Here is a 24,631-nt window from a genome sequence, read left to right as displayed (position 1 = left end):
CTACTCTTCCTCCGCATCCAGGAGTTCCATATTCAGGCCGAGGCCACGGACTTCTTTCACCAGAACGTTAAACGATTCCGGTACGCCCGCTTCAAAGTTATCCTCGCCCTTGACGATCGACTCGTACACTTTGGTCCGGCCGGCGACGTCATCCGATTTCACGGTGAGCATTTCCTGCAGGGTGTAGGCGGCGCCATAAGCTTCCAGAGCCCAGACTTCCATCTCACCAAAGCGCTGACCACCGAACTGCGCCTTACCACCCAGCGGCTGCTGGGTAACCAGGCTGTACGGCCCGGTTGAACGCGCGTGGATTTTGTCATCCACAAGGTGGTGCAGTTTCAGCAGGTACTTGATGCCCACGGTCACCGGACGTGCAAACTGCTCACCCGTACGACCGTCGAACAGAACCGACTGACCGCTTTGCGAGAAGCCCGCGCGCACCAGAGCGTCATTGACGTCTGCCTCTTTGGCGCCATCAAAGACCGGAGTCGCGATCGGAACACCACGGGTCACGTTGCCCGCAGCCTCGATCAGGTGACCCTCGTCCATGCCAGTGATGCCTTCTTCATAGACATCGTCGCCATAGGCCAGCTTCATTGCTTCGCGAACCGGGGTCAGGTCGCCAGAGCGGCGATATTCACCCAGGGCGTCGTCGATGTTCAGACCCAGACCGCGCGCGGCCCAACCCATGTGGGTTTCAAGGATCTGACCAACGTTCATACGCGAAGGAACACCCAGCGGGTTCAGACAGAAGTCAACCGGCGTACCATCGGCCAGGAACGGCATGTCTTCCATCGGAACAACCTTGGAAATCACACCTTTGTTCCCGTGACGACCGGCCATCTTATCGCCCGGCTGCAGCTTGCGCTTCACGGCGATGAAAACTTTGACCATCTTCATCACACCCGGCGGCAGGTCGTCGCCACGACGAACCTTCTCGACCTTGTCCTCGAAACGGGCGTCCAGAGCACGCTTTTGCACTTCGTACTGCTCATTCAGAGCCTCAACGATCTGTGCGTCCTGCTCATCTTCCAGCGCCAGCTGCCACCACTGACCACGGGTCAGGGTTTCCAACAGGTCCTCGGTGATCACCGACCCTGGTTTGACGCCTTTCGGGCCTTTGACCGCGGTTTTACCCATGATCAGGCCTTGCAGGCGCGCATAGATGTTGCGGTCCAGGATCGCCAGCTCATCGTCCCGGTCACGGGCCAGACGTTCGACTTCTTCCCGCTCGATCTGCAGCGCACGCTCGTCTTTTTCAACGCCGTGACGGTTGAAGACGCGAACCTCAACGACCGTACCGTAATCGCCCGGCTTCACGCGCAGCGAAGTGTCGCGCACGTCAGATGCTTTTTCGCCAAAGATGGCGCGCAGCAGCTTTTCTTCCGGGGTCATCGGGCTTTCGCCCTTCGGAGTGATCTTGCCGACCAGGATATCGCCCGGTTCAACATCCGCGCCGATGTAAACGATGCCCGCCTCGTCGAGGTTACGCAGCGCTTCTTCACCGACATTCGGAATATCGCGGGTGATCTCTTCCGGACCCAGCTTGGTGTCACGGGCGGCGACTTCAAATTCCTCGATATGGACCGAGGTAAAGACGTCGTCACGCGCAATACGTTCCGAGATCAGAATCGAGTCTTCGTAGTTGTAACCGTTCCACGGCATGAACGCGACGACCACGTTCTTACCCAGGGCCAGTTCACCCATATCGGTCGACGGACCATCGGCAATGACCTCGCCCTTCTGGACGGTGTCACCCACTTTGATCAGCGGACGCTGGTTGATGCAGGTGTTCTGGTTCGAACGCTGGAATTTGCGCAGACGATAGATGTCAACGCCAGCGTCGCCCAGTTCCAGATCCTCAGTCGCGCGGATCACGATACGCTGGGCATCGACCTGGTCGATGATACCGGCGCGTTTCGCCTGAATCGCAGCACCTGAGTCAATCGCAACCTTTTCCTCGATTCCGGTACCAATCAGCGGTGCCTCGGCCCGCAGCAGCGGAACCGCCTGACGTTGCATGTTCGAGCCCATCAGAGCGCGGTTAGCATCGTCATTTTCAAGGAACGGGATCAGCGATGCAGCAACCGATACCAGCTGTTTTGGGCTGACGTCGATCAGGTCCACATTCTCGCGCGGGGCCAGAGTGTAGTCACCTGACTGGCGGGTCGAAACCAGGTCGTTGATGAACTTGCCATCCGTATCCAGTGTCGCGTTCGCCTGTGCCACTGTGTGACGCATTTCCTCGGTCGCGGACATGTAGTGAACCTCATCGGTCACCTCAGCGTCTTTGACGACGCGGTACGGTGTTTCGATGAAGCCATACTTGTTCACACGGGCAAAGGTGGCCAGCGAGTTGATCAGACCGATGTTCGGGCCTTCCGGCGTTTCAATCGGGCACATCCGTCCATAGTGTGTCGGATGAACGTCGCGCACCTCAAAGCCCGCACGCTCGCGTGTCAGACCACCGGGGCCAAGCGCCGAGAGACGGCGTTTGTGGGTGACTTCCGACAGCGGGTTGGTCTGGTCCATGAACTGCGACAGCTGCGACGAGCCGAAGAATTCGCGGACAGCAGCAGCAGCCGGTTTCGCATTGATCAGGTCCTGCGGCATGACGGTGTCGATCTCGACCGACGACATACGCTCTTTGATCGCGCGCTCCATGCGCAGCAGGCCAACGCGGTACTGGTTTTCCATCAGTTCGCCGACCGAACGCACACGACGGTTGCCGAGGTGGTCGATATCGTCGATGTCCCCTTTGCCGTCACGCAGTTCAACCAGAGCCTTGATGCAGGCCACGATGTCTTCGCGGCGCAGGGTGCGCAGCGTATCGGGCGCATCCAGAGCCAGACGCATGTTCATCTTTACACGGCCAACGGCGGACAGGTCATAGCGCTCGCTGTCAAAGAACAGCGTTTCGAACAGCGCCGAGGCCGCTTCGACGGTGGGCGGCTCACCCGGGCGCATGACGCGATAGATGTCCATCAGCGCTGTGTCGCGGCCCATGTTCTTGTCTGCCGCCATGGTGTTACGCATGTAGGGGCCGACATTGATGTTGTCGATATCCAGAACCGGAATATCAGTGACGCCCGCGTCGATCAGCTCTTTCGCGGTGCCTCCGATCAGCTCGCCGTCTTTGTCGTATTCCAGCGTCAGCTCATCACCAGCTTCGACATAGATCGCGCCGGTTTCTTCGTTGATGATGTCCTTGGCGACAAACTTCCCGACGATGTGATCGAACGGAACCAACAGCTCGGTGACGTTGCCTTCATCGATCAGCTTCTTGACCGCGCGCGGGGTGACTTTCTTGCCCGCTTCGGCAATCACTTCACCGGATTTGGCGTCGATCAGGTCATAGGTCGGACGCGTACCGCGTGCACGCTCGGGGAAGAACGGTGCAATCCAGCCCTTCTTCTTGTCTAGCTTGTACGACACCGTGTTGTAATAGGCGTCCATGATCGCTTCTTGATCCAGACCCAGCGCATACAGCAGGGTTGTCACAGGCAGTTTGCGGCGACGGTCGATACGGGCGAACACGATGTCCTTGGCGTCGAACTCAAAGTCCAGCCAGCTGCCGCGATACGGGATGATGCGGCAGGCAAACAACAGCTTGCCCGAGGAATGGGTCTTGCCCTTGTCGTGGTCAAAGAACACACCGGGCGAACGGTGCATCTGGGACACGATCACACGCTCGGTACCGTTCACAATGAACGTCCCGTTTGGTGTCATCAGGGGCATATCCCCCATGAACACGTCCTGTTCCTTGATGTCTTTGACCGACTTGGCGCCAGTGTCCTCGTCGACATCAAACACGATCAGACGCAGAGTGACTTTCAGCGGCGCGCTGTAGGTCATGTCGCGCTGCATGCACTCTTCGACGTCGTATTTGGGTTTTTCCAAATCGTATTTCACGAACTCCAGAACGGAGGTTTCGTTGAAATCCTTGATCGGGAAAACCGACTGGAACACGCCTTTGATGCCTTCGCCGTCTGTCGGCACATCTGCATCGCCGGAGCGCAGGAATAGATCATAAGAAGATTTTTGCACCTCAATGAGGTTCGGCATCTCCAGCACTTCGCGGATTTTGCCGTAATATTTCCGAAGACGTTTCTGGCCAAGGAACGATTGAGCCATGTCAGATGTCACCTTTCGATGTTCTCAGCGGACAAAGACACCGTCGGGCCCCGGTGCCTTGCACATTAGAGACAACACGTCCGGATCAATTCGTGGCCACCGTCCCGAATGGCAGCCTCCCGATCCATGAACCGCGTCTTAGAAAACACCCCAATCCATGAGGTCCTTTCTAAGACAGGTTCGGCTGGACCCGGATTTCTCCGGGACCAGCCAAATTTCCGGTGCATCTGCGATGCACCAAAAGACTGACTTAGGCCAGTTCGACCTCGGCGCCAGCTGCTTCCAGCTTGCCTTTGATGTCTTCGGCTTCGTCTTTCGACACAGCTTCTTTGATCTTGCCGCCAGCTTCGACCAGCTCTTTGGCTTCTTTCAGGCCCAGACCGGTGATGCCGCGAACTTCTTTGATCACGTTGATTTTCGAAGCGCCGGCGTTCTTCAGAACGACGTCGAATTCGGTTTTTTCTTCCTCAGCTGCGCCACCGGCGTCGCCACCGGCTGCCATGACAACCGCGCCGCCAGCTGCGGGCTCGATGCCATATTCGTCTTTGAGGATGGTTTTCAGTTCTTGTGCTTCCAGCAGGGTCAGACCCACGATGCTTTCTGCGAGTGCTTTCAGATCAGCCATTTTATCAGCTCTTTCCGTTTACAGTGTGTGTTCCAACGTCAGGGTGACTACCCTACGCAGATCATTCAGTGCCAACCGCTTACGCAGCTTCCGCCTTCTCTTCGATGGTGGAAAGGATGCTTGCGATGTTGCTTGCAGGTGCGCCAATTGCGCCAGCGATGTTCGAAGCAGGTGCGCCCAGCATGCCCGCGATAGTAGCAATAAGCTCCTCGCGCGAAGGCATTTTGGACACGGCTTCGACGCCGGCACGATCCAGAGCGTTCTCACCCATTGCACCGCCAAGAATTTCGAACTTTTGGTTCTCTTTGGCGTAGTCCTGGGCCACTTTGGCTGCTGCCACAGGGTCCTCAGAATAGGTCAGAACGGTCATCCCCGTCAGCAGGTCGGCAATGCTTTCACATGGCTTTCCGTCGAGGGCGATTTTGGCGAGCCTGTTCTTGGCAACACGCACGGCACCACCCGCGTCACGAGCACGTGCGCGAAGGTCCTGCATCTCGGCAACTGTCAGACCGGCGTAGTGTGCAACCACTACGACGCCAGAGCTTTCGAAGATTTGGCCGAGCTCGTCGACCACTTTCTCTTTCTGGGCTCTATCCACAGTTTTCTCCAAGTTAGGGGTGATATCTCACCCCGGCTCATATTTGCCGCAGCTTACGCTCCGGCGTTCAGGTCCGTTGTTACGGGATTAGCCAAAATTCGCCCGAGGATCGAAGCCCTCAGAATTCTTTGGTCTTACCCGTCTCAGGCAGGGAATTAAGGGGCCAGATGACACCACCCACCGTCTTGGACGAAACAAAATAAAGCGCACGACGAATCGCACGCTTTACTTCGCAGCTCTCTTTATGGCAGTTACGCCGGGTTTCCAAGGGGTAAATTAGGCCGAAACCGGAAATGATCGAGCAGCGCAGCCGGCATTGGAACAGTGTCCTAGATTGACATGTTCCATGCGCTGAGGTCCAGTCTGGCTAAGCCCCTTTCTTCTTAGGTATCCATCCCTGAATGCTGACCCTCACCACAGACGAATACGAACGCGCGCGCGACTTTGTTCAGGAGTTCCTGGATCAAACGCCAGAGGATGGACCGGCGGGTTTCGAATGCGTCTATCGTTCTCATGATTTTGCGGGCTCGCGTATAGTGCTCAGGGTCCAGCGTGCGGGTCGGGATTATGCCCTCAAGGTGGATCTACTGTCGCCTGATACCGGCCGTCTGCGCGATGAGTTTGATATGCTCAGAAAGCTGACCGACCACTTTGCGCAATACGAAAGCGCCGGTGTTGTCGATCCAGTCTATATGTCACCGGGTGAGGCGTTTTTTGTGACGCAGTTTATTGACCGCCCCACCGCTGCGGATCTGATCCATAACAGCCCGGATGACGACCAGATCGGCCGCATCTATCGCCGTGCCGGATCGTGGCTGAACGACCTGCACAGCTTTCAGCCCGGCAAACCCTATAGTTTCCGCCCCAGCTGGATGATCGACAGGCTTCAGGCTTTGCTAGGCCTTGTCCCGGATACAGTGCAGCCTTGGGGGCAGAAGATGGTCCAGCATCTGACCCATGAGGCCTCACAGCTAAAGGGCATCCCTGACCTGCTGATCCATGCGCACGGAGATTTTCACAGCCAAAACCTGATCGTCGGGCAAGGTGAGATGATCGGTCTGGATTTTACCGAAGCACGCGAAAAGCTGGCAGTTTACGATATCGTCGACTTTCTGAAATCCGATATCTTTCGCGATGGCACTGAGGATCAGGTTGATCAAAGCGGCATCCTGAAAACAAACAAAGACATGTTCTTTCGCAAATATCGCCATCCAATTCAGATGGACGTTCTGGATATGTGCATGCGCGCACGTCTGGTGATGGATTGGCTGGACTTATGGCGATTGGACAGATCCTGCAGCGAATACGAGAGCTTTCGCAGAGACCGCCTGAACCTGCGCCTGCAAGCCGTGTATGAGTGAGGCTGAAAAAGAAAGACCCGAACAGCCTTCACCGTTCGGGTCCAATCATTTTAGCTGTAAGCTAGGGACTTATTCGCCCGCAGCAGCAGCCACATCCAGAGTCACGCCTGGGCCCATGGTCGAGCTCAGCGCGATTTTCTTCATGTAAGTGCCTTTGGCGCCTGTTGGCTTGGCTTTGGCAACAGCGGTCACAAATGCACGAACGTTTTCTGCCAGTTTGGCTTCGTCGAAGGACGCTTTGCCAACGCCAGCGTGCACAACGCCGCCTTTTTCAGCTTTGAACTGAACTTCGCCGCCTTTGGCTGCTTCTACGGCCGCTTTCACGTCCATGGTCACAGTGCCAACCTTGGGGTTCGGCATCAGGTTGCGGGGGCCCAGAACTTTACCAAGACGACCAACGATGGGCATCATGTCCGGGGTTGCTATGCAACGATCGAATTCAATGGTGCCGCCCTGAATGGTTTCCATCAGATCTTCTGCACCAATGATATCCGCCCCTGCTTCTTTCGCTTCGTCAGCCTTGGGGCCACGAGCGAATACAGCAACGCGCATTGTTTTACCGGTGCCATTCGGCAGGCCAACAACGCCACGAACCATCTGGTCCGCGTGACGGGTGTCAACGCCCAGGTTCAGAGCGATTTCGATGGTCTCATCGAATTTCGAAGTTGCGTTGGCTTTGACCAGGGCAACTGCTTCTTCGACCGACAGGTTTTCCTTGCCAGCGACAGCTTCGCGCGCAGCGCGGGTACGTTTACCGAGTTTTGCCATCTTACTTCACCTCGATGCCCATAGAGCGGGCCGAGCCCAGGATGATCTGCATTGCGCCTTCGACGTCGTTGGCGTTGAGATCTTTCATTTTGGCTTCGGCGATTTCACGAACCTGCTTCGAGGTCACGGATGCCACGGTCTCACGACCTGGGTTTTCCGCGCCACGGGGACGGTTACGCTTGCCAACCGGCTTCAGGCCAGCTGCTTTTTTCAGGTAATAAGACGCAGGTGGCGTCTTGATGTCCATGGTGAAGGACTTGTCCTGATAATAGGTGATCACGGTCGGGCAAGGCGCGCCTTGCTCCATGTCTGCGGTCTTGGCGTTGAACGCCTTGCAGAATTCCATGATGTTGATGCCGCGCTGACCCAGCGCCGGACCAACTGGCGGCGACGGGTTCGCCTGACCTGCAGGAACCTGCAGTTTCATTGTACCAGCAAGCTTCTTGGCCATTTGGTTTTCCTTTCAACTAAGGTGAAACGCGTTTCACCCAGATTATGTTGCGTGGTCCGATCCGGGATCGCGATCCCGGTAATCTCCCACGAGAGAATCTCGCCCAAAGACGATAGAGGCGGCATGTACAGGGGAACGGAAGTATTGGCAAGGGTTTGAATCACGGCCTGAAGCAGCCACATCGAACCCAAACCGACCCTCGCTCCAAAGCTAAGCAACAGCAAACCAGCATCTGTCATCGCCCAATGAGATTGCACCCGCTACATGCACAACCTTGCGAGCTATCAGAGCAACTTAGCAGCCGCCATAGTTCTTGTTTCCACTCGCCGTGATTGTGTAGGTTCCGCCTCTTGGACCCGTGTAGCATCGTGAGGTCACGCGCCTAACGCTGGCAACCGGTCGGCGGTACGAAGATACTTTCCTGATCTGAGCACCCCACTCACACGCGAGACCATCGCCATCAAGATCCAAATTATGTGGATCAGATAGAGGTCCACCAGACGCTAAGAAGAACCTTTGCGCTGCTGCGCCATTCGGAAAGTCATCACAATCATAGTCACCCCCTGCTGCCTCGGATGAAAACGGTCGCTCGTAGGATTTGGTCCCAGCTGTAGACAGGCTGTACTGACCATAATTGCTATAACCACATTGGTTTACTTTTCGAGCAGCCAGCTCTGCTTCGATCATCAGTTTCCCCCGCAATGTCGTACTTGGGAGCCGATATGCGGAACACAGCTCTGCGGACGATGCGCGCGCTACTTTCGAGGACAACACTTCGGGTGACAAAACATCAGCGGTACACGCAGCCAAAATCAAGAAAACAAAATAGATGAACGCACGCATGAAAAACGCCTTGTGGTCACTTTTCGAAAAAAACATTCGGTCAAATCAATAGGGCAGTTTTGTACCAACCCAGATCATCAATGTAAACGTTCAGCCATCCAAGATGCCGCACTGGCTAGGGCAATGCGGCCCCTCAAAATCCACCGAATAAATTTTGCCTCCTGCCTCTGGTCATCCACGCCCTCGACAATCCCGTCAAAATCCACGAATGGACCAGAGTAGGCCGTTACCTTCTCGCCGATTTCGAATGAGATCATCAGCTTGGGCGCTTCGCCACCTCGCCGAGTGATGTAGAAAACCTGATGCACCTCTGCCTTGCTTGCCAGTTGTCGCGCAAAGGCTAATCAGGACTGTGTGATTGCCAATATCCCAAGCGCGATCAGGCTGGCCCAGCCGATGCGGTGAAGAAAGCGCGGCTCTTTCAGGACGAGCGCGGCAAGGACTACGGATACCGGAATCGAGGCCTGCCGAACCGCGCTGACAGGTGCCGCCTCGGCGCCTAACTGGAAAGCTTTCAGGATAAAAAGATAGGATAGATAGGACGCAACCCCCGCGAATACGATCCGCCACGGGGCGAGTGTCCAGCCTCGTACCACGCCTAGAAATGGGGTCGACATATGGCGATCTTCCCAGGCCCGAATGCCGGCAAGGGTCGATGTCACCAGGATATAGCAGTAGAACAGGAAAGGCGCGGGCGTTGTTTTTTGCATAGCGTTTGCGTCGCTCAGCGAATAGGCGGCCGAGCCCAGCATCGCCATGACAGCCAGCGCAAAAGCCTTGTGATCATGCAGCAATCCGCCCGGAGATTTCTGGATCATCAGGCTGCCCATCAGGACCAGCGAAATCCCTACAAGGATGAGCCACGAATACTGCTGATCCAGCGCAAGCCAGCTAAAGGCAACGATGGCAATCGGCGAGGACCGGATAATCGGATAATACACCGAAAGGTTGCCCCGGCGCAGGGCTGAAAGCGTGCCATAGTAATAAAAACTCAACCCCAGGGAAGAAACCAGCACCAGAGGCCAGACCTCGCGGCTGACGGTCAGGGGTTGGCCGACCAGTCGAGCGTGAAGCGCCGCAAGAATGACCCAGGTCAGCGCCACACCGACATAACAGGACACCGGATGCGCCGTGTCTTTCAACAACAGATCCCGCAGCGGATGTGTCGCCGCCGAAATCAGAACCAGAACAATCAGGCCAAGTTCCATATCTCAGGTCTGATGAAGCGGATTGCGCTGCAGAAAGGTGTTATAGTGCACAGTCATCTGGTCGTCCGCGATCTGCACAACACCATAGGCTGGCGGTTCATCACAGAATTCCCCGTCAACACTGTCGGCAGTCAGAGGGATTTGGTGATTGAGGCTGGGCAGGCTGGTGAACGGGATGCCACGCCAGTTCACATAGGTCATGCGATGGACATGCCCATAGAAGACGTGGCGAATGTAACGCCCGTGACCGAGTGTTTCAAAAAACACTTCGGCTTCGACCAGGCGGATGTCGTCCACATAGGGAATGCCGATGTCAAAAGGCGGGTGGTGCATGAACAAATAGCAGGGCTTATCCCCCGCCGAGATCAGCTGTTCTTTCAGCCAATTCAAGCGCAAGGTGCACAGCTGGCCTTCATGCATATCCGCACCGTCTTTTGTCGTATCCAGAAAGATAAACTTTCCCGCGTCGGTCTCGATGCTGTGCTGAACAAAGCCATTTGAATCCACAGGGTCATCCGTTAAGACCGTTCTGAAAACCTTACGATCATCATGGTTGCCGATCATCAGGTGACAAGGAAGCTGGAAACCGTCCAGATGTGACTTGAGCACCTGATAGGCTTCAGCCCTTCCAAACTCGGCCAGGTCGCCGGATATCACGCAAAACGCTGCATCCGAATGCCATTTGGCGATATCCTCAAGGCAACGGGCAAATTGGGTCGAAGGAACGCCGCCATTCAGGTGCTCGTCTTGGTCAACAAGGTGGATATCTGTGATATGTATGAATTTCATCTACCTGCCCACTTGCCTTGCATGGTTGTCCAAATATGCCAGGCGGCCGGGTTCCATCCCGATTGGTTACGACAAAGATTATCCCGATTTCGACAGATCAGTTCCGCCCTGATTTGCCAGGGTCTGATAACGGGCTGAAGGCTCCAAAACAAGAAACGCCGCAGTGCCCAGGGCAACGCGGCGTTGTCAAATTTCGCCAATTGGAAATTAGCTTTGCTTGGTGACCTGGGTGAAGTCCAGCTCGACCGGGGTTTCCCGACCAAAGATCGAGACCGAGACCTTCAGCTTCTGGTTATCGTCATCCACACCTTCGACCATGCCGTCGAAATCTTCGAACGGACCGTCATTCACCTTGACCTTCTCGCCAATTTCGAACGAGATCATCAGCTTGGGCGCTTCTTCGCCCTCCTGGACACGGTTGAGGATCTGGTTCACCTCGGCATCGCGCATCGGCATCGGGCGGCCTTGCGGACCCAGAAAACCAGTGACCCGGTTGATCGAGTTGACCAGGTGATACCCTTGATCCGACATTTCCATATGTACCAGCACGTAACCCGGCATAAAGCGACGTTCGGTTGTGACTTTCTTGCCCCGGCGCACTTCGATCACCTCTTCGGTGGGCACCAGAACTTCGTCAATGTCATCCTCAAGGCCCTGCTCGGCCACCGACGTGCGGATCTGCTCTGCGATCTTCTTTTCGAAATTCGAAAGAACGCTGACCGAGTACCACCGTTTCGCCATGAACCTGTCGTCCTTGTTTGCCTTCGGCTGCATTCCATGTACCGGAAAAGCCGTTATTGAAAATCTGTCGCGTCACCCGGAATAAAAAGCGGCGCACAGCCCGAATCGCCGCACGCCCATTCCGAATAGTACCGCGTCACCTACTCTGACATCGCAAGCTGTGCAAGGGGGCAGCGACGTTTCCGACCTGCCCGGCCCGGTTTAACCGAACATGCCCAGAATCAGCTGCAGGCCACCACGAATACCAAGATCGACCAGCGCAAAGAACACAGCCGTCAGTGCTGCCATGATGAACACCATGACCGTGGTCAGCAACACCTCGCGGCGGGTTGGCCAGACGACCTTTGAAACCTCGGCACGGACCTGCTGAATAAACTGGATCGGATTCATAGTTGCCATTTGGCTTTGTTCTCTCTGCTAGCGGATGGGCCGGACATAACCGGGCATTGAGGCAATTTCAAGGGGGCCGTCAGGGCTTGGGCTTATCGTCCCATTCGTCGCTTAGAATGCGGCGCGCATCGCCTTCAGGGTCGTCATACTGGTTCGACCGAACGGTATAGATGAACGCAAACAGGCCAACCCCTCCCAAAAGCAGGGAAATCGGTATGAGATAGGCCAGAACTTCCATTCAGATCACCTTAGCCGCAGCGCGTTCAGAGAAACGGTAAAGGACGAGGTCGACATTGCCAATGCCGCGATCAGCGGCGTGGCTAGGCCCGCAACCGCCAGCGGCACTGCAATGATATTATAGATGGTTGCAATACGGAAGTTCTCGCGAATCCGTTTCGTTGCCTTAATCGCGGTATCGCAGGCACCCGCAATCGGCGACAGGTCGTTACCCAACAGCACGATATCGGATGCCACGCGCGCAGCATCTAGCGCCGAGGCCGGTGAAATCGACACATGCGCCGCGGCCAGCGCCGCCGTGTCGTTCAGCCCGTCACCAACCATCAGGACGTGGCAGCCTTGATCCCGCAGGCTTTGCACATGGGTTGCCTTGTCCTGCGGCAGGGCCTGCGCCATCCATGTCTCTATCCCCAGCTTACCGGCCAGCGTCTCAACCGCGCCTTGCGTATCGCCCGAGATCAAAATGACCTTTTTCCCCTCATCGCGAAACGCCTGAACCGCCTCAGCCGCACCGGCGCGCAATGTGTCGGAGAACAAGAACACTGAAGGCGCCCGCCCTGCTAACGACAGCCAGGCCGCAGTTTGTTCAGCCTCTTGCCCACCGGTCCATTCGGCGCGTCCCAGACGCACGGGATGGTCCTGAAAGATGCCTTCGGTGCCGTACCCGGGAACTTCAGAGATCCCCTCGACATTTGCAGGCGTGACCCCCGCTTGACGGGCAGCCTGCGCCAGCGCAACAGAGAGCGGGTGCGACGAGGCCTCGGCCAGTGCCAGTGCAATTTTCAGATCGCCGGGCGCATGATCCGCAAGATTGGTCAGCTCCGGCGTTCCCGAGGTCAGCGTTCCCGTCTTGTCGAACACAACCGTATCCACCTCAGCCAGGCGTTCCAACGCTGTGGCGTGTTTGATCAGCATCCCTTTGCGGAACAACCGGCCCGAGGCCGCCGTCGTCACCGCCGGAACGGCCAGACCCAGCGCACAAGGGCAGGTGATGATCAGCACCGCCGCTGCGATATTCAGCGCGGTGCGGATATCGCCGGAATAGATATACCAGCCCAGAAAGCTCAGCGCCGACAGGATATGCACGCCCTGTGCATAAAGCTTGGCTGCCTTATCCGCCAGCGAAGTATAACGCGACCGCCCAGATTCCGCGATGGCCACAAGATCGGCCATGCGGTGCAGCGAGGTATCCTCACCCACGGCTGTCGCCCGTACGGTCAATGGACCCGTTAGATTTACCTCACCAGCACTGACCGTCAGACCGGTTTCCGCAAATACCGGCAAGGTTTCACCCGTCAGCAGCGATCGGTCGAGCTCGGATTGCCCGGAAACGATTTCGCCATCCACCGGCATCCTGCCTCCGGGACGTACCAGGATCAGATCACCCACGCTCAGCGTTGCGACGGGCACCTCAACTTCTTGACCATCGGCCAGCCTGATCGCGCGCGGAACCTCCAACGCGGTCAACTCCTCGGCTGCGGATCGGGCGGCGGCGCGGGTACGGTAATCCAGATAGCGACCGGCCAGCAGAAAGAACGTCAGGGTCAGGGCGGCGTCAAAATAGGCGTGCTCACCACTCAGCGCGGTTTCCCACAGCGATGTGGCCAATGCCAATAGGATTGCCAACACGATCGGCACATCCATATTCAGGCGACCGACGCGCAAGGCGCTCCAGGCATTAGCAAAGAAAGGCTGCGCCGAAAACGCGATCGCAGGCAAAGCAATCGCTGCCGAAATCCAGTGGAACAAGTCCCGCGTTGCATCGGTTGCCCCTGACCAGACAGAGACAGACAGCAACATTACATTCATCGAGGCAAAACCAGCCACCGCCAACCGCATCAACAGGTCGCGACCAGCCTTGCCGGACTGCGTGGCAGACAGGGATCCAGGGTCCAGCTCGTGCGCCTCAAAGCCTGCGCGTTCAAGCACTGGGATCAGATCGGCGGCCCGCAGATCGGGCGCGGCTTTGACCATCGCGCGTTTCAAGGTCAGATTCACGCGCGCGTCCTCTACGCCGGGCTGGGCATTCAATTCACGCTCGACCGTGGCAATACAGGCCGAGCAGTGAATTCCCGGCAATGACAGCGCGATCTGCACATCCTGCGGGATCGGCCTTGCGGGCTCTGCCGGGGCGGCGATACAGCCGGGGCAAGCTGCGGTGCCAGAGGACATCTGCGCAGACATCCCCTAGCCTTTCACATAAAGCGGCACGCGCTGTGCAAACTCGGCCCCGCTGTGATCTTTGGCAACCAGCCGAATGTTCCAGTTGCCCGGACCCAGCGATGCCGGAGTCGCATATGCAGTCCCGTCGAATGTGAAATCAGGAGCAAAATCATCTTTTACATGGGTCGCGCGGCCCACAACGGCCTGCAGGTCAGCCACCTTGACCGGTGCGCCCGTCTGATCGGTTATATGCAGGATCAGCAAGCCGCCCGAAATCTCGGCGCGGATAAACCAGCCCAGCGCCTGATGTTCCTTTAGGCGTTCGTTGAATTCCTGGCTGGCGACATAGGAATTCTTGACCTCGAGCCCCGGAAAGGTCTTCACCGCGCTATAGGCCAGAACCAGGTTCACCGTGATGATCACGCCAAAGGATGCAACGAACACAGCCAGCGCATGTTTGCCGGTGAATTTACGTTCAGCCATGTTCAGTTCCCTCGTCCGTTAAACGTGGTGTCCTTATAGGCGCGCTCACCGCTCTGCAGGTCTTCGACCCAGATGCGGACCGGCGTCGTATCCAAAGTTGCTGGCCCGGTGTCGCCCGATGCGACGATGTAAACACGGGTCAACTGTGCCGTATCCGCCGTCACATTGACAGTCTCACCTTCAACCCCCTCGATCTGTATCTTCAGGGCCGGATCACCGGACAGGGTCAGTTGGAATGGGCGGTCCTCGCCATGTTTGTTCCGCAGTCGTACATCATAAGTGTTACGAATAGTGCCGTCAGAAAGGGTTACAAATGTCGGGTTTCGCACCGGCGCTACGGTCAGATCAATGTCAGACCGGATGAACAGGGCGAACAAAAGCGCGAAGCCAACCGCAGACCACATACCCGTATACATGATGGTCCGAGGCCGCAGGATGTGTTTCCAGACATTCTTGGGCGGATGACCGGCGCGTTCACTCGATTCGTCGCTCAACGCCATGTAGTCGATCAAGCCACGCGGCTTGCCAATTTTGGCCATCATGTCATCGCAGGCGTCGATGCACAGCGCACAGGTGATACATTCAAGCTGCTGACCGTCGCGGATGTCGATACCGACAGGGCAGACATTCACACAGGCCATGCAATCAATGCAGTCCCCAAGATCGGAATCCGCGGTCCGCTTGCCTTTGCCGCGCGGTTCACCGCGCCATTCGCGATACCCAACCACCAAGGTATCCTCGTCCATCATCGCGGCCTGAATGCGCGGCCAGGGACAGGCGTAAATACAGATCTGCTCGCGTGCGAACCCACCGAACAAAAAGGTCGTCCCCGTCAGGATCAATATGGTTGTATAGGCGACCGGATGTGCATTTCCGGTCACTAGGTCACGGACCAGCGTTGGCGCATCCGCGAAATAGAACACCCAGGCACCACCCGTTGCCAGACCAATAAACAGCCAGGCGACCCATTTGGTGACGCGCAGCCTGGCTTTGTGGAAATCCATCTTTTTCTGACGATGCAGGCGCAGACGGGCGTTTCGATCACCTTCGATCCAGCGCTCGACCAAGATATACAAATCAGTCCAGACGGTCTGCGGGCAGGCATAGCCGCACCACACGCGCCCCAGCGCCGATGTAAACAGAAATAGGCCCAGACCGGCCATGATCAGCAACCCGGCCACGAAATAGAACTCGTGCGGCCAGATCTCGATCCAGAAAAAGTAAAAGCGCCGGTTGGCCAGATCCAGCAGCACCGCCTGGTCCGGAAGGCTGGGACCGCGATCCCATCTGATCCAGGGTGTGACATAGTAGATCCCCAGCGTGACCGCCATGATGAACCATTTCAGGTTGCGAAACGGGCCGGACACGCGGCGGGGAAAGATCGGTTCGCGCGCTGCGTATAGGCTGGGGGCGGGGTCGGAATCGCTCACGGGCTGGCTCCAGATGTAGCTGTTCTACGGCGTCTTCTTCCAGATCATACGGGCAGCCACTTTGACATGGGTCAAAAGCGCATCGTAAAGACACCTTTTGTCACATCTTACCAGCTTGCCGCCTGAGCCACCTGATAAATATCTTCACCCCAGGACGAAGCGGCATATTACCAGTGACAATATGGTATCCGCGCCCGTCGGGTTCGCGGAACAGTTCGACCAATCGACCCGCAATGATATCCGCTTCGACAAAATGCCGCACGGTGGCCGTCACACCCTGCCCGGCGCGCACTCCCTCAAGCAGCAGGTTTCCCGGCAAGGCGATGCGGCCAGCGCCGGGGCTGTGGTCCACGCCGTGACGGGCCAGCCATTGCGTTGCCTCCGTTGTGCCGAACTCCTCAAGCCAGGGCAGACGGCTGAGTGCTTTGGGTGTCACAGGTGCCCGCCCAGTCAACAGGGATGGCGCAGCGACAATCACGATCGGACTTTGCAACAGCAGTTCGGCCGTCACATCGGGCCAGTCCCCTGCCCCATATCTGATCGCCAGATCCACGCCGCCCGGGCGCAGATCGACCAACCGGGGCGAAGGATCCAGCGCAAGGTGAATGCCTGGATGCTCGGCCTGAAATGCGGGCAAGCGCGGCATAAGCCACGAAGCTGCGAAAGAGGCCGTCAGCGATACGTGGACCGGGCGATCCTCGGTTGCACGCTTCAGGTCAGTGACCGCCGCACCTATGGCCCCAAATCCCAAATGCAGGGCACGCGCCAGAACCTTACCCTCGGCCGTCAGGGTCATGGATTTACCGGATCGGTCCAGAAGGGCCAGATCCAGGTGTTTTTCAAGCGCACGCAGTTGTTGGCTGATCGCTGCGTGACTGACATTCAGCGACGCCCCTGCCTGAACAACATTTCCAGTCTCAGCAAAGGCAGAAAAGGCGCGTAAAGCCGCAAGCGGCGGCATATCCATCCAGTTCATCTGTAAGTCCTACTTACATATTGGAATGGTAATTGAGTCGCATTTATCAGGCTAAAGATCAATCCTGATAACAGCGGCAACACAATCCAGGAGGGATCAGATGCTTGCGATACTGGCACGAAGTTTCATGGTAGCCACCAAAACAGAGGCTGACGGCAAAGGCATTGGCACAGATTGCCGCGACCTTGCGCGCGGCAGTTGGCTGCCGGACCATCACTGGTGGATTGAAAAGTCTGGCCCGCGCGAAAAGGCGCATCTGGACTGCACCAATGGGGGCCTGTAGTCTGATAATAGTAGCACCGGCTGTTCAGGAAACGCGCGAACAGAGAGAACAGCCGGTGCCTTAACCTTCGGGCGGCGAACCGTCCGAAGGTATTCTTTTGGCCTTACTGACCGCCACCCAACTGGTGGACATAGGCCGTCACAGCGCGGATCTGCGCGTCCGTAAGGCGGTTTTCCCAAGCAGGCATTACACCGAAACGGCTATTGGTCACGGTCTCAGTCAATGCCTCTGCGTCGCCACCATAGAGCCAGATCGCATCGGTCAGGTTGGGTGCGCCCTGAAAGACGTCACCAGTGCCATCCTCGCCATGACAGGACGAACAGTTATCTTCGAAGACAACCTTGCCTGCCTGCGCAGCTACGTCATCAGTCTGCGCATTGGTCAGGGACATCACGTATTGAACCACTTGGGTGATCTCGTCATGTTCCAGGATTTCGCCAAATGCAGGCATTTCGGAATAGCGCGCATCGTCGCTTTCCTCGTTGCGAATGCCATAGGCGATTGTGGTCTCGATATCCTCAAGCGAACCGCCCCACAGCCAGGCGTCATCCAGCAGGTTCGGGAATCCTGGTGCACCCTGCGCGCCTGAGCCGTGGCATTGCGCACACCAGGTACGGAACACCGCGCCCCCGGAATTCGCCGCGTATTGCTGCAGTTCGGGATCTGCCGAGATATCTTCAAGCGATGTTTCCACAAGCTTGGCGTTCCAAGGGGCATTCGCCTCTTCAAACGCAATCATCTCTTCTTGTACCAGAGCGCGAGAGGACCAGCCCAAAACGCCAGCAGTGGCGGATTGAACCAAGGGCCATGCGGGATACATGATCGTATAGATTACCGCCCAGAAGATGGTGGCGTAGAATGTCCACAACCACCAGCGCGGCATCGGGTTTTCGAATTCTTCGATACCATCCCAGCTGTGGCCGGTTGTACTCGGATCACCCGGCTGTTTTTCAGGTGTCTTGCTCATTGCCGCGCCTCCTTGGATGTGGCGGGATTGTCGTCGCCCCGCAGGGGCGCTGGTGCATCATCATGCCGAAACGGGATATTCGCGGTGTCCTTGTATTCCTTGCTGGATCCCGGGCGGAAAACCCAGATTATGATCCCAACAAAGAAAACAAAGAGCAGCAGCAACATCCAGCTATCCGCGAATTGCCGTAAGAGTGTATATTCTTCCATCACACCCTCCTTTACCGGTTCGCGTCTGGGGTGAAGGTCGAGAAATCGACCAGCGTTCCCAGCATCTGCAGATAAGCGACCATCGCATCCGCTTCAGTCAGCTCGGGCTGACCATCGAAGTTCCGCACGCTGACCTTGTCACCATAGCGTTCCAGCAGGCCGTCATAGTCACTGTCGGGATCGGCCTGCGCCCGGAAATCCGCAACGGCGTTCTCCAGCATCTCTTCGGTATAGGGCGTGCCTACCAGCGCATTCGCCTTCATGACATCACCGATATACTTACCGTCAATCTTGCGATGCTCGAGGAAGCCGTATTTCGGCATTACAGATTCAGGCACCACCGACTGCGGGTTGCGCAGGTGATCCACATGCCACTGGTCAGAATAACGACCACCGACACGGGCCAGATCAGGGCCGGTGCGTTTGGACCCCCACTGGAACGGATGATCATACATTGATTCAGCCGCCAGCGAGTAGTGGCCATAGCGCTCGACCTCATCCCGCATCGGGCGGATCATCTGACTGTGGCAGACATAGCAGCCTTCGCGGATATAGATGTCACGGCCCGCCATTTCCAAGGGGGTGTAAGGGCGCATGCCCTCCACTTTTTCGATGGTGTTCTCAAGATAGAACAGCGGGGTGATCTGCACGATGCCACCGATGGTCACGACCAGGAAGCTGAAGATCAGCAGGAGGGTCGCGTTGGTCTCGAGGATCTTATGTTTGTCGAGAATTGCCATTGCTCCGGCCCTCCTTATTCAGCCGGGACCGCGACGGTCAGGCTGGCCTCTTTGGCCGGCGCTTTCCGCACAGTCATCCACAGGTTGTAGCACATGATCAGCGCGCCAGCGAGGAACATGACCCCACCCAGAGCTCGCACCACATACATCGGGAACTTGGCAGCCACGGTGTCGGCGAACGAGTTCACAAGGAAACCGTTGGCATCCACTTCGCGCCACATCAGGCCTTCCATGATACCTGTCACCCACATCGACGCGGCGTAGAGCACGATGCCGATAGTGGCGAGCCAGAAGTGCCAGCTGACCATTTGCAACGAATACAGACGCTCACGCTTCCACAAGACAGGAACCAGGAAGTACAGCGCACCAAAGGTGATCATGCCGTTCCAACCCAGCGCACCCGAATGCACGTGACCAATGGTCCAGTCGGTATAGTGGCTCAAAGAGTTAACCGCTCGGATCGACATCATCGGGCCCTCAAAAGTGGACATGCCATAGAAGCCGACCGAAATCACCATCATCCGGATCACCGGGTCCGTACGCAGCTTGTCCCACGCACCCGATAGGGTCATCAGGCCGTTGATCATGCCACCCCAGGACGGCATCCACAGCACGATCGAGAACACCATGCCCAGTGTCGAGGCCCAGTCGGGCAGCGCGGTATAGTGCAAGTGGTGCGGTCCGGCCCAGATATACAGGAAGATGAGCGCCCAGAAGTGGATGATCGACAGCTTGTAGCTGAACACCGGTCGCTCGGCCTGTTTCGGGATGAAGTAGTACATCATACCCAGAAAGCCGGCTGTCAGGAAAAAGCCCACAGCGTTGTGGCCGTACCACCACTGGATCATTGCGTCCTGAACGCCTGACCAGACGATGACAGATTTCGAACCCCAGATGCTGACAGGGATAGTCATGTTGTTGACCAGATGCAGCATGGCGACCGTAACGATAAAGGCCAGGTAGAACCAGTTCGCCACATAGATATGAGGCTCTTTCCGCCTGACGATTGTTCCCAGGAACACGGCAAGATAGGCCACCCAGACGATGGTCAGCCACAGATCGACATACCACTCCGGCTCGGCGTATTCCTTGGACTGGGTTCCGCCCAGCACATACCCGGTCGCAGCCAGCACAATGAACAGCTGGTAGCCCCAGAAAACGAACCATGCCAGATTGCCGCCCCACAGGCGCGCGGCGCTGGTCCGCTGGACGACGTAGAAGGACGTTGCGATTAGTGCGTTGCCGCCAAAGGCAAAGATAACCGCCGATGTATGTAGCGGACGCAATCGGCCAAAATTCAGATATCCTTGTGCCCATTCAAAGTTCAGCACCGGATAGGCCAGCTGAAAGGCGATGAATGTCCCGGCAAGAAAACCAACCACGCCCCAAAAGGCCGTCGCGATTACGCCGTAACGGACCACATCGTCCATGTATTCGCCTGAACGATCTATGAGGATATCTGGCTCATCCGTGTTTCTAAGCGTCCAGATGAACAATCCCGCGGCGATCAACATCACCAGAATTGCATGCACCTGATACGCCAAATCGCGTGCATAATTGGTCCCGATCGCTGCAAACAGCACGATCAGACCAAGCACGATCAGCTTGATGTAATTTGACATATTGCGTCCCTTTGCCATGCTCCGCGCGATTCTTTTTTGTCGCGGAACCCATTTGACTGGTCGTTGTTTTGTCCGAGGACAGCCCAAACTGCTTTGATCTGTATCAAGACAGAATAGCGAATATTATGACAAGGCTACAGAAATGATTTGGCCGGAATGTCGCGGACGGAACGGCCCTGGAGGCAAGAGGTCAAGATGGCGTATAAGTCCCTTCTCACAGTTCTAACGGAAACGGAACAATCGGCCCCGGCGCTGGCACAGATGGCAGCCCTGGCCACAGCCCAGGATGCGCATGCCGAAGCCCTGTGCCTGGGGGTCGATCGCAGTCAGACCGGCTATTACTATGCTGGCGCCAACGCGCTGATTCTGCAGGAGACCCTGTCCCGCGCCAAAGCAGAGGCCGAGGACACCCTGCACTATGCAGAGACCTATCTGAACAGTTCCGGCGTACGCTGGTCTGCGGAAAGCGGCGTGGCCCAGATTGCCGATATTGGTCGCCACGTTGCCCATCGGGCGCGGTTCTCGGACCTTGTTATTTTGCCGCAACCTTACGGAAAAGACCGCAGCGTCGAAGCAGAGCCTATCGTCGAGGCAGCCATGTTCGAAGGTCACGCTCCGGTTCTGGTCATTCCCGAAAACACGACGCCTTTTGACAAGCCCGGTACTGTCTTGGTCGGCTGGAACGAAAGCGTCGAAGCCATGCGCGCAATTCGCTGCGCCCTACCCTTCCTGATCGGGGCCGATCAGGTGCGGATCGTGGTGATCGACCCACCAACGCATGGGCCGGATCGCTCGGACCCCGGTGGGTTGTTGTCCCAGATGCTGTCGCGCCACGGAGTTAAGTGCGAAATCGACGTGCTCAGCAAAACAATGTCGCGTGTATCGGACATCCTGAACCGCCATGCGACGGATACCGAAACAGATATGATCGTCATGGGCGCCTATGGGCATTCCCGATTCCGAGAAGCCATCCTGGGCGGCGCGACACGCAATATGCTGGAACAATCGACTGTTCCGGTGTTCATGGCACATTGAAACGGCAGAGCCGCCCAGCGGGCGGCTCTTATCCGCGTTTCACAAGGCCGATCAGGAAAAGCAGAATGATTGCCCCAATGGTGGCGAAAATAATTGACGAGACCAGACCGCCGCCAACGGCAAAACCAAGGGCTGGGAAAATTAGCCCGGCCAGAAATGCCCCGACAACGCCAACGATGATGTTACCAATCAAGCCGAATCCCCGGCCTTCCATGATCTTTCCGGACAACCATCCCGCGATGGCACCAATAAGCAGCATGGCCAAAAGGCTGCTGAATCCCATGACTTAACTCCTGACGCAGTTTCACTGGTCCCACTAAACCACGGTTAAGACAACGGGTCACGCCGTATGTGAATCACACCAGATATCCGCCATCGGAATCGTCGCCTGCCTCTTCCATCAACCGGCCCATGTCCGGAACAGATACACGGCGCTTGCCTTCTAGCAAGATGATCTCGTCTTTCTTCAAGGCGGATATCTGACGGCTGACGGTTTCCAGTGTAAGGCCAAGGTAGTCTGCCATCGCCTCGCGCGTCAGCGGAAGATCAAAAACGATTGGGCTGGAACTTCCGTTCTGCCCAATCGACGCATCCCGGCGCGCGATGATGGACAACAGGCTTGCGATTTTTTCGCGCGCAGTCTTGCGCCCCAGCACCAGCATCCATTCACGGGCAGCGTCCAGCTCATCCAATGTCATCTGAAGCAAACGATGCGCGATATGCGGAGTAGCACCCATCAGTTCTTCGAACGGCTTCTTACGGAAACAGCACATGACAATGTCAGTCGTTGCCACGACGTCGTAAGGCGCTGAATCTCGACCGGGACGACCGACGAAATCGCTGGGCAGCAAAAGGCCAACCATCTGCGTGCGCCCATCTTCCATGGTCTGAGTCAAAGAAGCGATCCCCGACACGACCGAGCCCACGAAATTCATCTGATCACCGGACCAGATGATTGTCTGCCCAGCCTCGAAGCTGCGATAATATTTAATACCTTCAAGAAGCTCCAGCTCATGAACATCGCAATGCGCGCAGACTGCTCTGTGGCGGATTGGACAATCTTCACAGTTTGTATGATCGATTTTGAAAATCTGTGTCATGCGCGTTCCCACTTGATCTCTATCAAGGTTGCTAGGCGTGCCGTCCTCTAACGGTATCGCCATGATAGTTAAACCACAACTTGCAAAGCTTGGACTATTTGACGCGAAAGTACCGCGCTACACAAGCTATCCAACAGCCCCTCACTTCAGCAATGATTTGGGGGTAAACCTTTACGAAGACTGGATTACCGGCATCAAACCCGGCAGCTCCGTCTCGTTGTACATACACGTGCCCTTCTGCCGCAGGCTGTGTTGGTTTTGTGCCTGCAGAACACAGGGGACGCAAACTGACAACCCGGTCATCGCCTATGTCGACGTCCTCAAGGCCGAGCTTGATCTGCTGGCCGCGCGCCTGCCTCAAGGCGTCACCCTGTCGCGTCTGCACTGGGGCGGTGGCACACCAACGCTGTTGAATCCCGATCTGATGCGGGATCTGGCCACACGCATTCTGGATGTTGTACCGCTGGGCCCGGGTGCTGAATTCTCGGTAGAAATCGACCCGAACGAGATTGACCAGGCCCGACTGGACGCGTTGGCCGAAGCGGGCATGAACCGTGCCTCGATCGGCGTGCAGGATTTCGACGATGAGATTCAGAAAACTATCGGTCGCGTCCAAAGCTATGACACCACGCGCGCAGCTGTGGACATGATCCGTGCCCGCGGCATTACCAGCCTGAACGCTGATATCCTGTACGGTCTGCCGCATCAGACCAAATCAAGGATGACAGAAAGCGTACAGAAACTGCTGTCACTGAACCCCGACCGCGTTGCGCTGTATGGATACGCCCACGTGCCGTGGATGGCCAAACGGCAACAGTTGATTCCTTCGGACGCATTGCCCACGCCCGAGCAACGTCTGGAGCTGTTCGAGACAGCCCGTCGACTGTTCCTCTGGGATGATTACGCAGAGATCGGAATTGACCACTTTGCCACGCAGGATGATGGTCTGACACATGCGCTCAGGGCCGGGCGACTGAAACGGAACTTTCAGGGTTATACGGATGATCAGGCCGAGGTGCTGATCGGTGTGGGCGCAAGCTCGATCTCGCGGTTTCCTCAGGGCTACGCCCAGAACGCACCGGCAACATCGGCCTATACGAAAGCCATCCGCGAGGGGCGCTTTGCAACCTCGCGCGGACATTTGTTCAAAGGGCAGGACATTTTGCGCGCACGTCTGATCGAAGCGCTGATGTGTGATTTTGAGATCAATTCGGCTGAGATTCTGCGTGACCACAACATATCCGCCCAAGAGCTGAACGAGATGTACCAGAGGGCCAATACCGACTTCAACAATCTGCTACACGTCACCAAGGATGGCCTCTTCATCCCACCCGAGGCCCGGCCGCTGACCCGAATGATTGCCCGCAGCTTTGACGCCTATGACCTGAGCAAGGCAGGCCACAGCTCGGCGATCTGATCGCTTACAGGTGGGCCCGGTTGTGCGGCCCGCCGCTTAGATACCAGTACAGGGGCTTGAC

The 24,631-nt window shown here is 56.8% G+C and carries 24 protein-coding genes; 4 read left to right on the top strand and 20 right to left on the bottom strand.

Features of this window, described 5'->3' with window-relative positions; all coding sequences use genetic code 11:
* The 3 genes from rpoB to rplJ form a co-directional block, all read right to left on the bottom strand.
* The gene (gene rpoB, locus AC2FIP_RS13915) at window positions 1-4,134 is read right to left on the bottom strand and encodes a DNA-directed RNA polymerase subunit beta (protein ID WP_271949830.1); all 4,134 of its coding nucleotides are present in this window, start codon (window positions 4,132-4,134) and stop codon (window positions 1-3) included.
* A 250-nt stretch (window positions 4,135-4,384) separates the two neighbouring features.
* Window positions 4,385-4,759, bottom strand: coding sequence for a 50S ribosomal protein L7/L12 (gene rplL, locus AC2FIP_RS13910; protein ID WP_142636911.1), 375 nt, complete (start codon window positions 4,757-4,759; stop codon window positions 4,385-4,387).
* A gap of 79 nt (window positions 4,760-4,838) precedes the next feature.
* Window positions 4,839-5,357, bottom strand: a complete 519-nt coding sequence (gene rplJ, locus AC2FIP_RS13905) for a 50S ribosomal protein L10 (RefSeq protein ID WP_142636913.1) — start codon at window positions 5,355-5,357, stop codon at window positions 4,839-4,841.
* 401 nt (window positions 5,358-5,758) lie between these two features.
* On the opposite strand from rplJ, the gene AC2FIP_RS13900 reads away from it, so the two are divergent.
* Entirely contained in the window at window positions 5,759-6,718 is a 960-nt protein-coding gene (locus AC2FIP_RS13900; protein ID WP_496786868.1) for a phosphotransferase, read from the top strand.
* A gap of 69 nt (window positions 6,719-6,787) precedes the next feature.
* On the opposite strand, the gene rplA is transcribed toward AC2FIP_RS13900, so the two are convergent.
* From rplA to AC2FIP_RS13845, 11 genes are all read right to left on the bottom strand, one after another.
* The gene (rplA, locus tag AC2FIP_RS13895) at window positions 6,788-7,486 is read right to left on the bottom strand and encodes a 50S ribosomal protein L1 (protein WP_142636917.1); all 699 of its coding nucleotides are present in this window, start codon (window positions 7,484-7,486) and stop codon (window positions 6,788-6,790) included.
* 1 nt (window position 7,487) lies between these two features.
* Window positions 7,488-7,937, bottom strand: coding sequence for a 50S ribosomal protein L11 (rplK, locus tag AC2FIP_RS13890; protein WP_085823307.1), 450 nt, complete (start codon window positions 7,935-7,937; stop codon window positions 7,488-7,490).
* A gap of 1,187 nt (window positions 7,938-9,124) precedes the next feature.
* Window positions 9,125-9,988 (bottom strand): EamA family transporter, encoded by an 864-nt coding sequence (locus AC2FIP_RS13885; protein ID WP_496697689.1) that lies wholly within the window; start codon window positions 9,986-9,988, stop codon window positions 9,125-9,127.
* A gap of 3 nt (window positions 9,989-9,991) precedes the next feature.
* Window positions 9,992-10,777 (bottom strand): phosphodiesterase, encoded by a 786-nt coding sequence (locus AC2FIP_RS13880; protein ID WP_496786866.1) that lies wholly within the window; start codon window positions 10,775-10,777, stop codon window positions 9,992-9,994.
* 207 nt (window positions 10,778-10,984) lie between these two features.
* Entirely contained in the window at window positions 10,985-11,518 is a 534-nt protein-coding gene (nusG, locus tag AC2FIP_RS13875; protein WP_142637254.1) for a transcription termination/antitermination protein NusG, read from the bottom strand.
* A 201-nt stretch (window positions 11,519-11,719) separates the two neighbouring features.
* Window positions 11,720-11,917 (bottom strand): preprotein translocase subunit SecE, encoded by a 198-nt coding sequence (gene secE, locus AC2FIP_RS13870; protein WP_142636925.1) that lies wholly within the window; start codon window positions 11,915-11,917, stop codon window positions 11,720-11,722.
* 70 nt (window positions 11,918-11,987) lie between these two features.
* The gene (gene ccoS, locus AC2FIP_RS13865) at window positions 11,988-12,146 is read right to left on the bottom strand and encodes a cbb3-type cytochrome oxidase assembly protein CcoS (protein ID WP_142636927.1); all 159 of its coding nucleotides are present in this window, start codon (window positions 12,144-12,146) and stop codon (window positions 11,988-11,990) included.
* Window positions 12,147-12,151: 5 nt separating this feature from the next.
* The gene (locus AC2FIP_RS13860; protein ID WP_496786865.1) at window positions 12,152-14,329 is read right to left on the bottom strand and encodes a heavy metal translocating P-type ATPase; all 2,178 of its coding nucleotides are present in this window, start codon (window positions 14,327-14,329) and stop codon (window positions 12,152-12,154) included.
* 3 nt (window positions 14,330-14,332) lie between these two features.
* Entirely contained in the window at window positions 14,333-14,791 is a 459-nt protein-coding gene (locus AC2FIP_RS13855; protein WP_496697684.1) for a FixH family protein, read from the bottom strand.
* Window positions 14,792-14,793: 2 nt separating this feature from the next.
* On the bottom strand, window positions 14,794-16,221 hold the full coding sequence (gene ccoG / locus AC2FIP_RS13850) for a cytochrome c oxidase accessory protein CcoG (protein WP_281973105.1): 1,428 nt from the start codon (window positions 16,219-16,221) through the stop codon (window positions 14,794-14,796).
* Between the two features lie 100 nt (window positions 16,222-16,321).
* Window positions 16,322-17,197 (bottom strand): LysR family transcriptional regulator, encoded by an 876-nt coding sequence (locus tag AC2FIP_RS13845; protein WP_496709410.1) that lies wholly within the window; start codon window positions 17,195-17,197, stop codon window positions 16,322-16,324.
* Window positions 17,198-17,297: 100 nt separating this feature from the next.
* Here AC2FIP_RS13845 and AC2FIP_RS13840 point away from each other — a divergent pair, with 100 nt between their 5' ends.
* On the top strand, window positions 17,298-17,480 hold the full coding sequence (locus AC2FIP_RS13840; RefSeq protein ID WP_496697681.1) for a hypothetical protein: 183 nt from the start codon (window positions 17,298-17,300) through the stop codon (window positions 17,478-17,480).
* 103 nt (window positions 17,481-17,583) lie between these two features.
* On the opposite strand, the gene ccoP is transcribed toward AC2FIP_RS13840, so the two are convergent.
* From ccoP to ccoN, 4 genes are read right to left on the bottom strand one after another with little or no spacing between them, the layout of a single operon-like run.
* A complete protein-coding gene (ccoP, locus tag AC2FIP_RS13835) occupies window positions 17,584-18,447 on the bottom strand; it encodes a cytochrome-c oxidase, cbb3-type subunit III (protein ID WP_496702629.1) in 864 nt (287 codons plus the stop codon).
* Entirely contained in the window at window positions 18,444-18,656 is a 213-nt protein-coding gene (locus AC2FIP_RS13830) for a cbb3-type cytochrome oxidase subunit 3 (protein WP_142636941.1), read from the bottom strand. The genes ccoP and AC2FIP_RS13830 overlap by 4 nt, the downstream gene beginning before the upstream one ends.
* A gap of 11 nt (window positions 18,657-18,667) precedes the next feature.
* Window positions 18,668-19,396 carry a cytochrome-c oxidase, cbb3-type subunit II gene (gene ccoO / locus AC2FIP_RS13825; RefSeq protein ID WP_142636943.1) on the bottom strand — a complete coding sequence of 243 codons (729 nt, stop codon included), beginning with the start codon at window positions 19,394-19,396 and terminating at the stop codon, window positions 18,668-18,670.
* Between the two features lie 14 nt (window positions 19,397-19,410).
* Window positions 19,411-21,018: a cytochrome-c oxidase, cbb3-type subunit I gene (gene ccoN / locus AC2FIP_RS13820; RefSeq protein WP_142636945.1), complete on the bottom strand. Its 1,608-nt coding sequence runs from the start codon at window positions 21,016-21,018 to the stop codon at window positions 19,411-19,413.
* Between the two features lie 195 nt (window positions 21,019-21,213).
* Between ccoN and AC2FIP_RS13815 the strand changes: the two genes are divergently transcribed.
* A complete protein-coding gene (locus AC2FIP_RS13815; protein ID WP_142636947.1) occupies window positions 21,214-22,053 on the top strand; it encodes a universal stress protein in 840 nt (279 codons plus the stop codon).
* 28 nt (window positions 22,054-22,081) lie between these two features.
* Here AC2FIP_RS13815 and AC2FIP_RS13810 read toward each other — a convergent pair whose 3' ends face one another.
* Entirely contained in the window at window positions 22,082-22,336 is a 255-nt protein-coding gene (locus AC2FIP_RS13810) for a GlsB/YeaQ/YmgE family stress response membrane protein (RefSeq protein ID WP_142636950.1), read from the bottom strand.
* Window positions 22,337-22,409: 73 nt separating this feature from the next.
* A complete protein-coding gene (gene fnrL / locus AC2FIP_RS13805) occupies window positions 22,410-23,153 on the bottom strand; it encodes a transcriptional regulator FnrL (RefSeq protein ID WP_281973102.1) in 744 nt (247 codons plus the stop codon).
* Between the two features lie 61 nt (window positions 23,154-23,214).
* Between fnrL and hemN the strand changes: the two genes are divergently transcribed.
* Entirely contained in the window at window positions 23,215-24,570 is a 1,356-nt protein-coding gene (hemN, locus tag AC2FIP_RS13800; protein ID WP_496786864.1) for an oxygen-independent coproporphyrinogen III oxidase, read from the top strand.
* Window positions 24,571-24,631: the final 61 nt, after the last annotated feature.

Source organism: Ruegeria sp. CDSB114, from assembly GCF_059611025.1.
Note: the sequence above shows the minus strand (reverse complement) of the source record. Positions and strands in the feature narration are given on the sequence as shown.

Bases quoted from the DNA above. Each gene is read 5' to 3' on its own strand.
- AC2FIP_RS13860 (WP_496786865.1), bottom strand. From the start codon at position 14,329: ATGTCTGCGCAGATGTCCTCTGGCACCGCAGCTTGCCCCGGCTGTATC.
- AC2FIP_RS13810 (WP_142636950.1), bottom strand. From the start codon at position 22,336: ATGGGATTCAGCAGCCTTTTGGCCATGCTGCTTATTGGTGCCATCGCG.
- AC2FIP_RS13885 (WP_496697689.1), bottom strand. From the start codon at position 9,988: ATGGAACTTGGCCTGATTGTTCTGGTTCTGATTTCGGCGGCGACACAT.
- rplK (WP_085823307.1), bottom strand. From the start codon at position 7,937: ATGGCCAAGAAGCTTGCTGGTACAATGAAACTGCAGGTTCCTGCAGGT.
- ccoS (WP_142636927.1), bottom strand. From the start codon at position 12,146: ATGGAAGTTCTGGCCTATCTCATACCGATTTCCCTGCTTTTGGGAGGG.
- rplA (WP_142636917.1), bottom strand. From the start codon at position 7,486: ATGGCAAAACTCGGTAAACGTACCCGCGCTGCGCGCGAAGCTGTCGCT.
- ccoP (WP_496702629.1), bottom strand. From the start codon at position 18,447: ATGAGCAAGACACCTGAAAAACAGCCGGGTGATCCGAGTACAACCGGC.
- AC2FIP_RS13845 (WP_496709410.1), bottom strand. From the start codon at position 17,197: ATGAACTGGATGGATATGCCGCCGCTTGCGGCTTTACGCGCCTTTTCT.
- fnrL (WP_281973102.1), bottom strand. From the start codon at position 23,153: ATGACACAGATTTTCAAAATCGATCATACAAACTGTGAAGATTGTCCA.
- ccoN (WP_142636945.1), bottom strand. From the start codon at position 21,018: ATGTCAAATTACATCAAGCTGATCGTGCTTGGTCTGATCGTGCTGTTT.
- AC2FIP_RS13900 (WP_496786868.1), top strand. From the start codon at position 5,759: ATGCTGACCCTCACCACAGACGAATACGAACGCGCGCGCGACTTTGTT.
- secE (WP_142636925.1), bottom strand. From the start codon at position 11,917: ATGGCAACTATGAATCCGATCCAGTTTATTCAGCAGGTCCGTGCCGAG.
- ccoO (WP_142636943.1), bottom strand. From the start codon at position 19,396: ATGGCAATTCTCGACAAACATAAGATCCTCGAGACCAACGCGACCCTC.
- AC2FIP_RS13830 (WP_142636941.1), bottom strand. From the start codon at position 18,656: ATGGAAGAATATACACTCTTACGGCAATTCGCGGATAGCTGGATGTTG.
- nusG (WP_142637254.1), bottom strand. From the start codon at position 11,518: ATGGCGAAACGGTGGTACTCGGTCAGCGTTCTTTCGAATTTCGAAAAG.
- hemN (WP_496786864.1), top strand. From the start codon at position 23,215: ATGATAGTTAAACCACAACTTGCAAAGCTTGGACTATTTGACGCGAAA.
- rpoB (WP_271949830.1), bottom strand. From the start codon at position 4,134: ATGGCTCAATCGTTCCTTGGCCAGAAACGTCTTCGGAAATATTACGGC.
- AC2FIP_RS13855 (WP_496697684.1), bottom strand. From the start codon at position 14,791: ATGGCTGAACGTAAATTCACCGGCAAACATGCGCTGGCTGTGTTCGTT.
- rplL (WP_142636911.1), bottom strand. From the start codon at position 4,759: ATGGCTGATCTGAAAGCACTCGCAGAAAGCATCGTGGGTCTGACCCTG.
- AC2FIP_RS13880 (WP_496786866.1), bottom strand. From the start codon at position 10,777: ATGAAATTCATACATATCACAGATATCCACCTTGTTGACCAAGACGAG.
- AC2FIP_RS13840 (WP_496697681.1), top strand. From the start codon at position 17,298: ATGCTTGCGATACTGGCACGAAGTTTCATGGTAGCCACCAAAACAGAG.
- AC2FIP_RS13815 (WP_142636947.1), top strand. From the start codon at position 21,214: ATGGCGTATAAGTCCCTTCTCACAGTTCTAACGGAAACGGAACAATCG.